Annotated in this window: 16 protein-coding genes and 1 pseudogene; 4 read left to right on the forward strand and 13 right to left on the reverse strand. The window is 39.9% G+C overall.

Translation table 11 applies throughout. The features are described from left to right. Positions 1–155 precede the first annotated feature (155 nt). Complete coding sequence (gene tkt, locus HMPREF2750_RS03605) at positions 156–2153, reverse strand: transketolase (RefSeq protein WP_070582594.1); 1998 nt, start codon at positions 2151–2153, stop codon at positions 156–158. A gap of 85 nt (positions 2154–2238) precedes the next feature. Beyond that, positions 2239–2916, reverse strand: coding sequence for a YtjB family periplasmic protein (locus HMPREF2750_RS03610; protein ID WP_148129973.1), 678 nt, complete (start codon positions 2914–2916; stop codon positions 2239–2241). A 68-nt stretch (positions 2917–2984) separates the two neighbouring features. On the opposite strand from HMPREF2750_RS03610, the gene serB reads away from it, so the two are divergent. From serB to HMPREF2750_RS03625, 3 genes are read left to right on the forward strand one after another with little or no spacing between them, the layout of a single operon-like run. After that, complete coding sequence (serB, locus tag HMPREF2750_RS03615) at positions 2985–3929, forward strand: phosphoserine phosphatase (protein ID WP_070582595.1); 945 nt, start codon at positions 2985–2987, stop codon at positions 3927–3929. A 20-nt stretch (positions 3930–3949) separates the two neighbouring features. Beyond that, on the forward strand, positions 3950–4441 hold the full coding sequence (locus tag HMPREF2750_RS03620) for a YajQ family cyclic di-GMP-binding protein (RefSeq protein WP_005695407.1): 492 nt from the start codon (positions 3950–3952) through the stop codon (positions 4439–4441). Between the two features lie 4 nt (positions 4442–4445). After that, the gene (locus HMPREF2750_RS03625) at positions 4446–4922 is read left to right on the forward strand and encodes a hypothetical protein (protein WP_261660618.1); all 477 of its coding nucleotides are present in this window, start codon (positions 4446–4448) and stop codon (positions 4920–4922) included. A gap of 57 nt (positions 4923–4979) precedes the next feature. On the opposite strand, the gene argH is transcribed toward HMPREF2750_RS03625, so the two are convergent. Beyond that, the gene (gene argH, locus HMPREF2750_RS03630; RefSeq protein WP_070582596.1) at positions 4980–6353 is read right to left on the reverse strand and encodes an argininosuccinate lyase; all 1374 of its coding nucleotides are present in this window, start codon (positions 6351–6353) and stop codon (positions 4980–4982) included. Between the two features lie 230 nt (positions 6354–6583). Between argH and rho the strand changes: the two genes are divergently transcribed. Then, on the forward strand, positions 6584–7846 hold the full coding sequence (gene rho, locus HMPREF2750_RS03635; RefSeq protein ID WP_005695393.1) for a transcription termination factor Rho: 1263 nt from the start codon (positions 6584–6586) through the stop codon (positions 7844–7846). A 59-nt stretch (positions 7847–7905) separates the two neighbouring features. Here rho and rplS read toward each other — a convergent pair whose 3' ends face one another. From rplS to HMPREF2750_RS03685, 10 genes and pseudogenes are all read right to left on the reverse strand, one after another. Then, positions 7906–8256, reverse strand: coding sequence for a 50S ribosomal protein L19 (rplS, locus tag HMPREF2750_RS03640; RefSeq protein WP_005697898.1), 351 nt, complete (start codon positions 8254–8256; stop codon positions 7906–7908). Between the two features lie 36 nt (positions 8257–8292). After that, positions 8293–9033 (reverse strand): tRNA (guanosine(37)-N1)-methyltransferase TrmD, encoded by a 741-nt coding sequence (trmD, locus tag HMPREF2750_RS03645; RefSeq protein ID WP_049367234.1) that lies wholly within the window; start codon positions 9031–9033, stop codon positions 8293–8295. 37 nt (positions 9034–9070) lie between these two features. Then, complete coding sequence (gene rimM, locus HMPREF2750_RS03650; RefSeq protein ID WP_065244522.1) at positions 9071–9598, reverse strand: ribosome maturation factor RimM; 528 nt, start codon at positions 9596–9598, stop codon at positions 9071–9073. 44 nt (positions 9599–9642) lie between these two features. Beyond that, complete coding sequence (gene rpsP / locus HMPREF2750_RS03655; RefSeq protein ID WP_005697005.1) at positions 9643–9888, reverse strand: 30S ribosomal protein S16; 246 nt, start codon at positions 9886–9888, stop codon at positions 9643–9645. Between the two features lie 226 nt (positions 9889–10114). Further along, positions 10115–11463: pseudogene (gene gdhA, locus HMPREF2750_RS03660) on the reverse strand (NADP-specific glutamate dehydrogenase). Positions 11464–11696: 233 nt separating this feature from the next. Continuing rightward, positions 11697–12719 carry a porphobilinogen synthase gene (gene hemB, locus HMPREF2750_RS03665; protein WP_049363661.1) on the reverse strand — a complete coding sequence of 341 codons (1023 nt, stop codon included), beginning with the start codon at positions 12717–12719 and terminating at the stop codon, positions 11697–11699. 56 nt (positions 12720–12775) lie between these two features. After that, positions 12776–13570: a twin-arginine translocase subunit TatC gene (gene tatC / locus HMPREF2750_RS03670; RefSeq protein WP_070582597.1), complete on the reverse strand. Its 795-nt coding sequence runs from the start codon at positions 13568–13570 to the stop codon at positions 12776–12778. Positions 13571–13579: 9 nt separating this feature from the next. Then, complete coding sequence (gene tatB, locus HMPREF2750_RS03675) at positions 13580–14185, reverse strand: Sec-independent protein translocase protein TatB (protein ID WP_070582598.1); 606 nt, start codon at positions 14183–14185, stop codon at positions 13580–13582. A 2-nt stretch (positions 14186–14187) separates the two neighbouring features. Further along, complete coding sequence (gene tatA, locus HMPREF2750_RS03680; RefSeq protein ID WP_005697873.1) at positions 14188–14418, reverse strand: twin-arginine translocase TatA/TatE family subunit; 231 nt, start codon at positions 14416–14418, stop codon at positions 14188–14190. A 165-nt stretch (positions 14419–14583) separates the two neighbouring features. Continuing rightward, positions 14584–16577, reverse strand: a 1994-nt coding sequence (locus HMPREF2750_RS03685) for a BCCT family transporter (RefSeq protein ID WP_261660620.1), incomplete at its 5' end; no start/stop codon positions are given.

The raw sequence follows: 16577 nt of genomic DNA on the forward strand, positions 1-16577 counted from the left end.
TTAAAAAGCTAACTCAATGGATTGACGAAAAAAGGCTTAGATAACAAGGTGAAAGCAGATAAAAACAAAGTGCAGTCAAAAATTTTCTTATTTTTTGACCGCACTTTCTTAAAAAAGAAAGGCAGGTAATTACCTGCCCTTACCAATTCTAATAATTATAAAATCTCTTTTGCTTTTGCCACCACGTTATCCACAGTGAAACCAAAGAGTTTAAATAATTGATCTGCTGGTGCTGATTCGCCGAAGCTATTCATGCCCACTACGCGACCTTCAAAGCCAATGTATTTATACCAGAAGTCTGCAATACCTGCTTCAATCGCAACACGTTTGGTTACGGCCGCAGGTAACACACTTTCACGGTACGCTGCATCTTGTTTGTCGAAACGGTTAGTACTTGGCATAGAGACGACACGTACTTTTTTACCTTCAGCAGTCAATACATCTGCTGCTTTCACTGCCAATTCCACTTCAGAACCTGTCGCAATGAAGATTAACTCTGGTGTACCCTCACAGTCTTTTAACACATAAGCACCACGTTTAACTGCCTCTAATTGTGCAGAAGTGCGGTCCATTTGGGCTAAGTTTTGACGGGTAAAGATCAACGAACTTGGGCCATCTTGACGCTCAACCGCTTGTTGCCATGCGATGGCTGATTCTACTTGGTCACATGGACGCCATGTTTCAAGATTTGGAATTAAGCGTAATGATGTGGTTTGTTCCACTGGTTGGTGAGTTGGACCATCTTCGCCTAAACCGATCGAGTCATGAGTATAAACGAATAAAGCACGTTGTTTCATTAATGCCGCCATACGCACCGCATTGTGAGCATATTCGTAGAACATTAAGAAGGTTGCACCGTAAGGAATGAAACCGCCGTGTAAAGCAATACCATTCATAATCGCTGACATACCGAACTCACGTACACCATAGTTAATATAGTTACCACCTACGTTTTCGTGTGCACGAATTGGTTTAGACCCACTCCATAACGTTAAGTTAGAGCTTGCTAAGTCTGCAGAGCCACCTAAGAACTCAGGTAATACATGTGCATAAGCTTCAATTGCATTTTGTGATGCTTTACGGCTCGCAATGCTTGCAGGATTCGCTTGTAATTTTTCAATGAACGCTTTAGATTCTGCCGCCCAATTTGCTGGTAATTCACCGTTTACACGACGTGTAAATTCTGCGGCAAGTTCAGGGTATGCTTTTGCATAAGCGGCAAATTTTTCTTCCCAAGATTTTTCTGCTGCTGCGCCTTTTTCTTTTGCAGACCATTCTGCATAGTACTCAGCCGGAATTTCAAATGGACCATATTCCCAGCCAAGTGCTTTACGGGTTAATGCGATTTCCTCATCACCTAATGGTGCACCGTGGCAATCATGAGAGCCTGATTTATTTGGTGAACCAAAACCGATGATGGTTTTACAAATAATTAATGTTGGTTTTTCTTTTTCTGCTTGAGCAAGAATGGTTGCGGCACGAATTTGTTCTGCATCGTGACCATCTACATTACGGATTACTTGCCAGCCATAAGCTTCAAAACGTTCTGCCGTATCATCACTGAACCAACCATCAACATGACCATCAATCGAAATATTGTTGTCATCGTAGAATGCGATTAATTTACCAAGGCCTAATGTGCCCGCTAAAGAGCAAGCTTCGTGAGAAATCCCTTCCATTAAACAGCCATCGCCTAAGAACACATAAGTGTGGTGATCAACAATTTCATGGCCTTCACGGTTAAATTGACCTGCTAATGTTTTCTCAGCAATCGCCATACCCACGGCATTGGTAATACCTTGGCCTAACGGACCTGTTGTAGTTTCAACACCTGGTGCATAACCATATTCTGGGTGTCCTGGGGTTTTAGAATGTAATTGACGGAATTGTTTTAAATCTTCGATAGAAAGATCATAGCCTGTTAAATGTAATAAGCTATAAATCAACATTGAACCGTGGCCATTAGAAAGTACAAAACGGTCGCGATCGGCCCATTTAGGATTGTTTGGGTTGTGTTTTAAGAAATCGCGCCATAATACTTCAGCGATATCCGCCATTCCCATTGGTGCACCTGGGTGGCCTGATTTTGCTTTTTGTACTGCATCCATTGATAGCGCACGAATTGCGTTGGCGAGTTGTCTACGAGTTGCCATGTTTTTCTCCTATCTAAATAATTCTCAGTATTTTACCCTATTTACTGATTGGCTTAACCAATATTTGCAATTTTATTTAACTTGATCAAATTCTTCGACGACGTTGATGGAAACGCTGGCTACTTGATTTACCTTGTAAATTGACCACCGTTTTAGTTTCCACTGGTTTTCGATATGTTCGACGATAATGACTTAAAAAATAATGAATGGAACTGGCGAATAATGCGCCTAATAAAAAGACCACGACAATTTCACCATATAAGCGGTGAAAAACTTGATTGATTTTGCTCTGCGTCGTTTGCGCATATTGGGCGTCAAAGGTCACGCGCAAAAAGCCACGAACAGCGTTATTAGAAGCTGAATAAATAGGCTCAACAATTTGTTGTGTTGAAAACTCACCTTCATTTTTATGCTCAAGACCAAGTTGCTCACGAAGATTACCGGTATTGGTACTTTGTGCCAATTCTTTGCCGTTATAATCATAAATGGTCGCATCGAGCACAAAGTCTTCTTTGACTAAATTATCTAAATTTTCAACGAGCTGATCGGATTTCGCATTATTGGTTAATAAAACTGAAAATAAATTGGCTTGCTGACGAACCAAAGTATGCGATAAATTCGCTACTTGATTCACACTTGAAAGCTGTGAACCAATCTTAAATTGTTTCACGCCAAACAAAATCACCGCCATGGCCGCAATACAAAGCAGCACGATGAGCCCAAACATCAGTGATTTTTGAAGTTTTTCTTTAATTAATTGCACGTTGTTTTTCCATTTTTTCGCCAAGATCGGCTAGAATAGATGAGTATTCACAATTTACAGGATTTTCTATGCAAATTCAAAACCTTGCAAGCATTACCCAAAAATATCCCCAATTTCCCACCGCACTTTCGTTTGATTTGCCTCATCCCGATGAAACTCATGCGTTTATTTTATACGGCACAACGCTGAATTTAGCCAAATTACTCGAATTCCAACAAAAGTGCGGTCAATCTTTCCTGTGTTTTGATGCATGGAACGTTGAAAAAAATACCGTTGTCCTTTTAAAAGGCAAATGGCTCGCCGATTTTATTGCCCATGCTCACGACCTGCAATTAGACATCGCCAAACTGGATTTTGATGCAAAATTATCAGAAAAAGGTTTATTGGTGATGGATATGGATTCTACGGCGATTCAAATTGAATGCATTGATGAAATCGCCAAACTGGCCGGCACAGGTGAATTAGTTTCTGCCATTACTGAAAGTGCCATGCGTGGCGAGCTCGATTTTGAACAAAGTTTGCGTCGCCGTGTGGGAACACTTAAAGGCGCACCAGAAAATATTTTGCAACAGGTACGTGAAAAATTACCGTTAATGCCGGGCTTAATTGAAACCATTAAGACATTACAACAACATGGTTGGAAAACTGCCATTGCTTCTGGTGGTTTTACCTATTTCGCCGATTATTTAAAAAGTTTATTAAACCTCGATTTTGCGGCGTCTAATCAATTTGAAATTATTGATGGCACGCTGACTGGCAATGTAAAAGGTAGCGTGGTCGATGCACAATACAAAGCGAATACCTTGGAAAAACTCGCTGAAGAATACAACATTCCACGCAAAAATATCCTTGCTATTGGTGATGGCGCTAATGATTTGGCGATGATGAAGGTCGCCGGATTAGGCGTGGCATTCCATGCCAAACCGAAGGTGCAACAACAAGCACAAATTGTGGTAAACTTTGCTGACTTAACCGCACTTTTATGTCTTTTAAGTGCAAATGATCGAATTTAATTCATTTTGGGAGAAAATTTATGCCATCTTTTGACATCGTATCTGAAATTACTATGCACGAAGTGCGTAATGCGGTTGAAAATGCAAACCGCGTATTAAGTACACGTTATGATTTCCGTGGTGTGGAAGCCGTCATTGAATTAAATGAAAAAAGCGAAACAGTGAAAGTGACCACAGAATCTGATTTCCAATTAGAACAATTAATTGAAATCTTGATTGGTGCGTTTGTAAAACGTGGCATTGAGCATAGCTCATTGGATATTCCAACAGAAAGTGAACACCACGGTAAACTTTACACTAAAGAAATCAAATTAAAACAAGGGATTGAAACGGAGATGGCGAAGAAAATCACTAAATTAGTGAAAGATTCAAAAATCAAAGTTCAAACTCAAATTCAAGGTGAACAAGTACGCGTAACCGGAAAATCTCGTGATGATTTACAAGCTGTTATTCAATTGGTGAAAGGCGCTGAATTAGGCCAACCATTCCAATTTAATAACTTTAGAGATTAATTTAATGAATAAATATCTGTGGGTATTTTGGGCTGCCATTCCACTATGTTCGTTCGCAAATGAGAATGCCATGAATCTCGGTGATAGCGTCATTGATGTTGTAAAATGTGAAAGCACCAAAGGGGAAAAACTTTGGGTCGCGCTAAATAATCTTAAAACATTCACTTACATGAAAAACGATGTGAATGTGGCTGATCAAACGATAGATAATGCTTACTTACAAGCTTATGCCACAGAAGCGACGCTTTTCCTTCCACCAACAGAAAATAATCAGTTGTGGACGATAATAAAAGAAAGAGCAGTAGATAAGACGAGCATCAGTCAAGTTACTATCAATTTGCGTAATAAGAAAGGTAAGCTAATTTCTCATGCTGCTTGCAAACGAAATGACGAGACTTTTTCATTATTAATGGGATCGAGTTTCGATATAAAAGAGCCTACCGATAAAATCCTTGAATTAATGGATCCACTTCCACAATAAAACTAAAGAGCGGTCAAAAAGCACAATATTTTTTGACCGCTCTTTTATTTGCGCTAATTAAGCTAATCTCGCTTTTGCTTCTGCAATCGCTTCTGCTACACGAAGTGGTGAAACCCCACCTTTCGCACAACGTTTATCTAAACAAGATTGTAGCGAAAGAATGTCATAGACATCATCCCCTACCACATCACTGAATTGACGGAATTCAGGAATGGTTAAGTCTTCCAAGGCTTTTCCTTTTTCAATGGCATAAACCACGGTTTCACCGACAATATGATGAGAATCACGGAATGGCACGCCTTTTGCCACAAGGTAATCCGCTAGCTCTGTTGCATTTGAATAACCTTTTAAAGCGGCTTCGCGTGTACGGTCGGTATTCACTTTTAATTCATCTAGTACAAAAGTCGCCATATCTACGCAATCTTGCCAGGTATCTAACGCATCAAAGATCCCTTCTTTGTCTTCTTGCATATCTTTGTTATACGCTAATGGTAAACCTTTTAAGGTCATCAACATACCTGTTAATGCCCCCATGACACGGCCTGCTTTACCACGAATCAATTCACAAGCATCTGGATTTTTCTTTTGTGGCATTAAAGAGGAACCTGAAGTTACACGATCTGACAATTCGACAAAATTCGCTTCACCACTGTTGAAAATAATCATATCTTCTGCAAAGCGAGAAAGATGCGCCATACTTAAAGATGCCGTTGAGAGTAATTCCACAATATGGTCACGATCAGAGACGCTATCCAAACTATTACGCGTCGCAAAAGCAAAACCTAAATCTGAGGCTAATAGTTCACGATCGACTGCATAGGCTGTCCCCGCAAGTGCACCACTACCTAATGGGCAGCTATTCATGCGTTTATAAGCATCAGCGAGACGTGAATAATCACGCTCAAACATTTCTACATAAGCCATACACCAATGGGCAAAAGTGATTGGTTGTGCACGTTGTAAATGGGTATAACCCGGCATCACTGCATCTTGCGTCTTTTCCGCTGTTTGCACCAAATGACGTTGAAGATTACGAATAGATGCTTGCAACTCCGTTACACGTTGTTTGCACCACATTTTAATATCAAGTGCAACTTGGTCATTACGGCTACGGCCTGTGTGTAATTTTTTACCTAAATTACCCACTTTATCGATAAGCTTACTTTCCACCCAACTATGAATATCTTCTGCATCATCTTGCAAAATCGCCTGTGGATTTGACCGCACTTCAATTAATAATTCATTTAAGGCAACTTCTAGCTGTTGTTGCTCTTCAGCACTTAATACACCAACGTTGACTAACGCTTTAGACCAGCCAATAGAGCCCTCAATATCTTGCTCTGCCAAACGATAATCAAAACGCAGGCTATCATTAAAATCTTTAAAACGTTTATCTGCCGCTTGTGTAAAACGACCACCCCAGAGAGCCATAAGTTATCCTTCTTTTAATTTTAACATTGATTAATTATTCAATTATTACGCATAATTAATCAGCGTGCAATAATAATCTCTTCGTAGTTTGCTATTTTACCCTGTTTTTTCTAACAAAAACTAGACAGTATGAGATTTTAGTGGTAATTTACGCACCATTCTTAAGGGCATTGCCCACCATTCAAACATTTCAGTATTATCAACTCTTATTCGTTCCAACATTATTAATTATGCATCTTACAGAACTTAAAAATACGCCTGTTTCTGATCTTGTGAAACTTGGCGAAGAACAAATGGGTTTGGAAAATCTTGCCCGTTTACGTAAACAAGATATTGTTTTTGCTATTTTGAAACAACACGCAAAGAGCGGTGAAGATATTTTTGGCGGCGGCGTGTTGGAGATTTTACCCGATGGTTTCGGTTTCTTACGCTCCGCAGACAGTTCCTACCTTGCTGGTCCTGATGACATCTACGTTTCTCCAAGTCAAATTCGTCGCTTCAATCTTCAAACTGGTGATAAAATTGAAGGTAAAATCCGTCCACCAAAAGAGGGCGAACGCTATTTTGCACTTTTAAAAGTCGACCAAGTCAATGATGACAAACCTGAAGTATCTCGTAGCAAAATCCTTTTCGAAAACTTAACCCCATTACATGCGAATTCCCGTTTAAGAATGGAACGTGGTAATGGCTCAACCGAAGATTTAACCGCGCGTATTTTGGATTTAGCCTCTCCGATTGGTAAAGGTCAGCGTGGTCTTATCGTGGCTCCGCCAAAAGCCGGTAAAACTATGTTGCTACAAAACATTGCACAAAGCATTACACACAACTACCCTGAATGTGAACTTATTGTGCTTTTAATCGATGAGCGTCCAGAAGAAGTCACGGAAATGCAACGTTCAGTAAAAGGTGAAGTGATTGCCTCAACCTTTGATGAACCCGCTGCTCGTCACGTTCAAGTGGCAGAAATGGTTATCGAGAAAGCAAAACGTTCTGTAGAGCATAAAAAAGATGTGGTGATTCTACTCGACTCTATCACGCGTTTGGCACGTGCTTACAATACTGTTACGCCAGCATCTGGTAAAATTCTTTCTGGTGGTGTGGATGCAAATGCTCTACATCGTCCAAAACGTTTCTTTGGTGCGGCGCGTAATGTGGAAGAAGGTGGTAGTTTAACCATTATTGCAACCGCACTTGTGGATACCGGTTCAAAAATGGATGAGGTTATCTTTGAAGAATTTAAAGGTACTGGTAACATGGAATTGCATCTTTCTCGCAAAATTGCAGAAAAACGTGTTTTCCCAGCAATCGACTTCAACCGTTCTGGTACGCGTAAAGAAGATTTACTTACCACACCAGATGAATTACAAAAAATGTGGATTCTACGCAAAATCCTTAACCCAATGGGTGAAGTGGAAGCGATGGAATTCCTCATCGACAAACTTATGGTGGCAAAAACTAACGATGAGTTTTTTGAAATTATGAAGCGGTCTTAATTTGACCGCACTTAAAAACAAAAAAGGCTTGGAGAACCAAGCCTTTTTTATTTTGCGAATTATTCGCCCAAACGCTCTTTAATACGAGCAGATTTACCTGAACGTTCACGTAAGTAGTAAAGTTTAGCTTTACGTACTGCACCTTTACGTTTAACAGCGATAGAATCTACAGCTGGAGAGTGAGTTTGGAATACACGCTCAACACCCACGCCGTTAGAAATTTTACGTAAAGTGAATGCTGAGTGCAAGCCACGGTTACGAATTGCAATAACCACGCCTTCGAATGCTTGCAAACGACGTTTGCTACCTTCAACTACCCATACTTTAACTTCTAAAGTATCACCTGGGCGGAAGCTAGGTACGTTTTGTTTTAATTGTTCTTGTTCAAGTTGTTTGATAATGTTAGACATTGTTTGATCCTTTATTGATCCTAGATGTAACTGAAACTAACTGTTATATTCGGCTTGCGCCTCTTTTAACAGTTTACGTTGTTCGTCAGTCAGAGCTAGGCCTTCTAAGAGCTCAGGGCGTCGGAGCCACGTTCTTTGTAGCGATTGTTTTAATCGCCATTTCCGAATTTCTTCGTGATGTCCCGACATCAGCACAGGTGGTACAGTTAATCCTTCTAACACTTCCGGTCTGGTGTAATGCGGGCAATCTAATAAACCGTCTGCAAAAGAATCTTCTTCTGCGGAGGCTTGTTTGCCTAATACACCGGGAATAAAACGTGCAACAGCATCAATTAATGTCATTGCCGGCAATTCCCCACCGGTTAGAACGTAATCACCAATTGACCATTCTTCATCGATTTCAGTTTGAATCAATCGCTCATCAATACCTTCGTAACGTCCACATACCAAAATCAATTTCTGATTTTGAGCAAGCTCGGTTACGCCGCCTTGATCGAGTTTACGTCCTTGTGGCGAAAGGTAAATCACCTTTGCGCCTTCTCCTGCCGCTGCTTTCGCAGCATGAATCGCATCCCGTAAAGGTTGCACCATCATCAGCATTCCCGGACCACCACCATAAGGACGGTCATCCACGGTTTTATGCTTGTCGAATGTAAAATCTCTTGGATTCCAACATTCTACTTGCAGAAGATTATGTTTTACGGCTCTTCCTGTAACCCCAAATTCCGTAATCGCTTTAAACATTTCGGGGAATAATGAAATCACCCCTATCCACATAAAAAGCCTACTACATTACGTTTGTGCATACTTGAGATTAGAAACCAGCGTCCCAATCCACTTCAATTGTTTTCGTGGTGAGATCGACTCTTTTAACTACTTGTTCATACAAGAACGGAATTAACCGCTCTTGTTTTCCAAAAGCATCCTTGGTATTGGCTTTCACCACTAACACATCATTAGAGCCAGTTTCCATCATCTCTGTTACCGTTCCCATTGTATAACCTTCTAGGTTGACGACTGAACAACCGATTAAATCGTGCCAGTAATAATCGCCCTCTTCCAGTTCAGGGAAAACAGATAAATCCACACCAATTTCAACATTTGCTAAAATTTGTGCGGCTTCACGGTCATCAACGCCTTTTAATTTAACGATGATTTCGTGATTATGATGGCGCCAGTTTTCTAATTCAGTTGGCTGCCATTCACCTTTGATTTTTAAAAACCAAGGTTGATAATCAAAAATGCTTTCAGCTTGTTCTGTTGATGAATAAATACGTAACCACCCACGAATACCGTAGGTTGAGCCTAATTTGCCCACAACTTCAATGCGTTGTTGTTCCATATTTTTCACCTATCTTAGTTTAAGAACTAAATCAAAAAGCGAGATTATGCTTTTTGAGCTTCTTTTACCAAAGTTGCAACACGGTCTGAAAGTGATGCACCTTGAGCAACCCAGTGGTTTACACGCTCAAGATCAACACGAAGACGTTCTGCGTTACCTTGTGCGATTGGGTTGAAGAAACCTACACGCTCAATGAAACGACCGTCACGTGGTGAACGACTGTCAGCTACTACGATTTGATAAAATGGGCGTTTTTTAGCTCCGCCACGAGATAAACGAATGGTTACCATAACCTTCCTCTAAATGTTTAATTACTAAAAGAATATTCTCAAACTCGAAAGTGATTTAAGAATATAGCTTACTTTTTTCTCTGTATATATAGACAAAAAGCCTGAAGATTTTACACTTTTTGAGCAAAAAAGCAAGCCAATAGCCTATTTCTACTTGAGAAATTCACCATAAAAAATGACCGCACTTCATCACAAAGTGCGGTCAATTTTTCATTAATTTATTGGATTAATAAACCCCTTGAGCCAACATTGCATCGGCTACTTTTACAAAGCCTGCTACGTTTGCGCCAACTACGTAGTTAATGTTTGCTTGGCCTTCTGCTGAACCGTATTTTTTACAGTTTGCATGAATATCTAACATGATACGATGAAGCTGTTTATCCACTTCTTCAGCCGTCCAGTATAAACGTTGTGAACTTTGCGCCATCTCTAAGCCTGATGTCGCAACACCACCTGCATTAGCTGCTTTACCTGGGCCAAATAATACACCAGCCTCTAAGAATGCTTCTGTCGCTTCGATAGTGGTTGGCATGTTTGCACCTTCTGCGACTAATTTCACTCCATTTGAGATTAAGGCTTTCGCATCTGAAATCTCTAATTCATTTTGGGTTGCGCAAGGAAGTGCAATATCTGCTTTCACTTCCCAAGGACGTTTGCCTGCAAAATATTGAAGACCGAATTGTTTTGCAAACTCTTCTACTCGACCACGTTTTACATTTTTGAGCTCTAATAAAGCTTCTAATTTTTCACGATCGAATCCTTCAGGTAAATACACATAACCCGCAGAGTCAGAACAGGTTACGACTTTCGCACCGAGCGCCATCGCTTTTTCAATCGCATATTGCGCCACGTTACCCGAACCGGAAACTAAAACCGTTTTACCTTGGAAGCTATCCCCTTTCTCTGCAAGCATTGCTTGGGCAAAATAAACCAATCCATACCCCGTTGCTTCTGGACGAATTAAACTTCCACCGAATGAAAGACCACGACCAGTAAACACGCAAGCAGCTTGGTTTGATAATTTTTTCATATAGCCTGCAAGATAGCCTACTTCACGACCACCTACACCAATATCACCGGCGGGCACATCGGTATCTGGGCCAACATGACGATACAATTCAGCCATTAACGCTTGGCAGAAACGCATCACTTCAGCATCTGATTTTCCTTTAGGATCAAAATCTGAGCCGCCTTTCGCACCGCCCATTGGCAATGTGGTTAAGGCATTTTTAAAGATCTGTTCAAAACCTAAGAATTTTAAGATTGATAAGTTAACGGATGGATGGAAACGCATGCCACCTTTAAAAGGACCAATTGCACTGTTGAATTGCACACGGAAAGCACGGTTTACTTGAACTTGGCCTTTATCATCAGTCCATGCCACACGGAATTGGATTGCGCGCTCTGGCTCAACTAAACGCTCTAATAAAGCTTCTGAACGGTATTTAGGGTTTGCTTCCAAGAAAGGCCAGATTGACGTGAAGACTTCACGAACGGCTTGTAAAATTCAGGTTGGTGGCCGTCACGTTGAGCCACTTTTTCAAGAAATGCGTCTAATGATGCTACTGCTGACATAGGATTTTCCTTCTAGTAGTGAGTTAATATGATGTGTGTAACGTTATTTTATTTATCACCGTCTTGTTGCGGCGTGTCATCAATATAACAATAGAAAAATCAACTAGGCAATAGTTTTTTTATAGAAAAAATGAAGAAAAAATAAAAAACGAGAAAACATTTAATATTTTCTCGTTTTTATTAGACGGCATCTAAAATTAGCACCTGGATTAGCACTTCAAGTTAAAAAGTGCTTATTTATTTTTACCTTCTAAGTAAAGCCATTCAGCGACTTGCTTCGCAAAATACGTCAAAATACCGTCTGCACCCGCACGTTTAAAGCAAAGCAATGATTCCATAATGCATTCTTTTTCTTTCAACCAACCATTTTGAATGGCTGCCATATGCATCGCATATTCACCAGAAACTTGATAAGCAAAGGTTGGCACGCCGAAATAGTCTTTCACACGATATACCATGTCTAAATATGGCATACCTGGTTTTACCATCACCATATCTGCCCCTTCTTGTAAATCAAGAGCCACTTCTTGCAAGCCTTCATTACCGTTGGCTGGATCAAGTTGATAGGTTTTCTTGTCACCACCTTTCAGGTTACCAGCAGAACCGACTGCATCACGGAATGGGCCATAATAATTAGACGCATATTTTGCGGAGTACGCCATAATTTGCGTATTGATATGACCATTTTCTTCCAACGCCTGACGAATACGACCAATACGTCCATCCATCATATCACTCGGTGCCACAATATCAGCCCCAGCTTCAGCGTGTGAAACAGCCTGTTTAATCAGGATATCTGTTGTAATATCGTTTAAGACATAGCCTTCTTCATCAATGATACCGTCTTGTCCGTGTAGCGTGTAAGGATCGAGTGCGACATCTGTTAATACACCCAATTCTGGATAAGCAGCTTTCAATGCTCTCACTGCACGCTGTACCAAACCATTCGGGTTAAATGCCTCATCCGCCATTAACGATTTTTTATCTTGCTCAACTACAGGGAATAATGAGATCACTGGTACGCCGTATTTCACTAAAAGACCGGCTTCGATTAATAACTGATCGATCGTTAAACGTTCAACTTTAGGCATAGAAGGAACTGGTTCACGATGATTTTCGCCTTCAATGATAAATACCGGATAAATTAAATCATTCGCGGTTAAGGTATTTTCTGCCACTAAACGGCGACTAAAATCATGTTTACGTAAACGACGAAGACGACGGGTTGGAAAACCGCCTAAAATTTGTTGAGTCATAATAATATTTCCTGTTTTTATGATGTTAAAAGGGCGTATCACCTACGCCCATTTTCTTAATCTTTGTGATTCAAATCACCCTGATTTTCTACCGCACGTTCTTCATTAGTTGCCTCTTCTTCATCCTCTTTCGGTTGATAGAAACGTGCAACTAACAAGCCTAATTCAAAGAGAAGACACATTGGTACAGCAAGTAAAGTTTGAGAGAACACGTCTGGTGGCGTTAAGATCATGCCAACAAAGAACGCTCCCACAATAATATAAGGACGTTTTGAAGCCAATGCTTTCGTCGTGGTTACACCTGTCCAACAAAGCAAAATAATCGCAACAGGTACTTCAAAACACACACCAAATGCCAAGAATAATGCTAAAGCAAAATCAAGGTAACTGCTGATATCTGTGGCGATAGCTACCCCTTCTGGTGCAGTTTGCGTAAAGAAACTAAACACGAAAGGGAAAACAACATAATAAGCAAACGCTACACCGCAATAGAATAAAACTGTACTGGAAAATAATAACGGATAAATTAAACGTTTTTCATGTTGATACAGTGCTGGTGCAACAAATGCCCAAATTTGATAAAGCAAATAAGGTACAGAAATAAACACCGAAACAATCGCGGTTAATTTAATTGGAGTAAAGAATGGCGTTTGAATATTGGTTGCAATCATCGTTGCACCCTTTGGCATTACTGCCGTTAAAGGTGCTGCGACAAAATGATAAATATCATTAGAAAAATAAACCAACGCCACAAAAACCACTAAAATACAAATTACACAACGTAATAAGCGGTTTCTGAGTTCAACAAGATGGGTAATTAACGGTTGGGAATCGTCCGTCATATTGCTCATAATTATTCTCTAGGACTTCGCTTCAGATTTGGGTGCTGGCTGTAGCTCCACATCATCCGGCGAATAGTAATCGGATAAACGCTCAGTTAATTCAGCTTGTTCACGAGGTTCAAGTGCGGTCAAATCCACTTCTGTTTTTGCAGATTCCAAAACTTCGGCAGTTCCATTCTCTGCATGTTCTGTGGATGCTGTTTCAACCGCTTCCTCTGCTGTTTCTTGTGCTCTTACCTCAAGTTTTTCCGCAGAATCAGCCGGATTTTCAGCCGCACTTTTAATTTCTTTAATTTGCTCTTCCACCGTTGTTCCTGCTGCAGCCGCTTTTTCTTCTAACTCTGCACGCATTTTTTGAGCTTGCTCTTTCAGCTCTTCAACGGTTTTACTTAAATCTGGGGAAAGCTGTTTTAGATTCAGTTGTTCCGCTTTCTTAATGCTATCTTGCAATTCTTGCAATTTAAGCTCTTGTTTTAATTCATTTTGAACATTAGCTGCCAATCCACGGATCGTTTTCACCCAGCCCATTACCGTGCGAATAGCCACAGGTAAACGCTTAGGGCCTAGCACCACCAAGCCCACAAGCATCAATAAAACAAGTTCGGAAAAACCAATATCAAACACGGTTATGCCTGTTCTTTATCTTTTACAGTTTCAGTTTTTTCAGCGGTGTTTGTACCGTCTTTAATTTGAGTAAATTCCGCATCTTTTTTCGGCTCATCATCAGACATCGCTTTTTTAAAGCCTTTTACTGCTGCGCCAAGATCAGATCCCGCATTGCGTAATTTTTTGGTACCGAATACTAATAAAATCACGACTAATAAAATAATCATTTGTGCTGGGGATAAACCAAACATAGAAAAACTCCGTTAGAATTAAATTGAAAATTTGGGCTTGAATATACTCTTTTTATGCATTTGTCTCAAGAGGTAATTTTAAAAGTGCGGTCAAAAAATAATGTTATTTTCAACCGCACTTTAGTCTTATTATTCAGCCAGTTCTGTTTGCTCATGAGACAGGAATTATGAAATAACAAAATCCAGTTCTTTCATGTATCGCTCATAACATTGCAAGATGTCCACGATCAAATCCTCTTCATTTGTAATATTCAAAGGATAACCGTCCAATTGAATATTAGTTGAAACCATTAATGCATGATGAACTTGTGCAGTTTCAGGCTCAGGCTTCTCGAATAAGGTAATTTGGTAAAAAAAATCTTCTGCTAATCCATTTTCAATAGAAAGAACCAGTTGATTATTATCACGACCCAAATGTTGCTGTAAGGTCACATTTAAACCATAGGTACCGATGAGTAACTGGCGCAGCTCTCTCATTGCCAAAAGCGCCGTTGTTTTTAAATGTAAAATGGTATCATCTCGCTTAGGTTCAATCACTAACTGTCTTAAACGGCTACGCCAGTTTGCACCTGTCCACAAATCTGAAACCTTTGTGGAATAATATTGACGTTCAAATCGTAAGCCCTTCAACAAACTCCATGCCATCACAGACATCAACAGAGCAAAGGGTAAAGAGAAAAACAACATCGTTGATTGTAGTATTTCAATACCGCCAAAAAGATAAAGAACAAACGTAACTGCTGACAATAAACCACCCCAAAACATAGATTGCCAACGAGGTGAAACCTGGCTTTTGTCTTCAATTGCGATATTATTAAGCGTATAAATACCAAAGTTAATGGTGACGATAAAAAAGAGTGTGATAATAAATAAAGCTAACGTTTTAGTTAAACCGGAATAGGGCAAATAACTCAAAAAATCAAAAAGAAGTGATCCCACATTATTTACAGCTTGGCCTAATGCCCCCTCAGCAAGATGTTCATTAACCCAAATGGCCCCATTTCCAAATACTGTGAACCATAAAACAAAGAATAAACTTGGCACCATCAATACGCCGAAAATAAACTCCCGTAAAGTTCGTCCGCGAGAAATCCGTGCGATAAAAATCCCAAAGCCTGGCGCCCATGAAAACCACCATGCCCAGTAAAAAACCGTCCAATCCATAAACCAATCTAGATGTTCTACATCATAGGCATAAGCCTTGAAGCCAACTCTAATTAAACCGCTTAAATAGGTACCAATATTTTCCGTAAAAGCCGAAATTAAATATATTGTTGGACCGAATAGCAAAACCAATAGCATAAAGAGAAAGGTAACGCCTAGATTTAGCTCACTAAGAATACGGAATCCGTTGGCAATCCCTTGCAGTGAAATTAAGATAGCAATGATAAAAACACTCACTAAAATAAGGGGAACCAAATACGGTGAGTTATCCAATAAATGCATTGAGTGGAATGCGGCAGCCAACCGAATCGCACTGTAACCTAAGGTTGCGACTACGCCAAATAAGGTGGTACAAATCCCGAGAATATCAATGACATCCCCCACTTTTCCATTAATCTTTTCTTTCAGTAAGGGATAAAAACAAGAGCGTAAAGAAAAGGGTAATTTATAGCGAAATCCGAAATAAGCAATCGTAAGTGCAATTAATCCATAAATAGCCCAAGCACTGATACTCCAATGAAAAATACTAAAAAATAATGCCGTTCGAACTTTCTCATATTCACCTATTGGTGAAAGAAAATGTGAAAGCGGTTCAGCAACACCAAGAAAAACAATGCCAATACCAATTCCAGAGGTGAAGAGTAATGCAATCCAAGAACCTAATTTAAACTCTGGTTCTTCCTCATCACTCCCAAGTTTAATATCGCCGTATCGTCCTAACGCCAAGAAAAGTAAAAAGAATAGAAAAAATGCACTCAGTAAAATATAAAACCAGCTAAATTGAGAGAAAATAAAGGCTTTCGCCGCAGCAAGATAAGATATCGTTTGCTGCGTATCAAATAAAAGGGCTGCAATAATCGCTAAACTAAAACCTAAACTGCCCCAAATAACATTTGCTTTGAAAGTATTTTGTATCTTCATATTTGTTTTAAGATAAAAAGTGCGGTTAAAAATTAAGAGGATTTTCAACCGCACTTTAGTCTTATTATTCAGCC

It is taken from the genome of Haemophilus sp. HMSC066D02 (assembly GCF_001810545.1).
Taxonomy (GTDB): domain Bacteria; phylum Pseudomonadota; class Gammaproteobacteria; order Enterobacterales; family Pasteurellaceae; genus Haemophilus_D.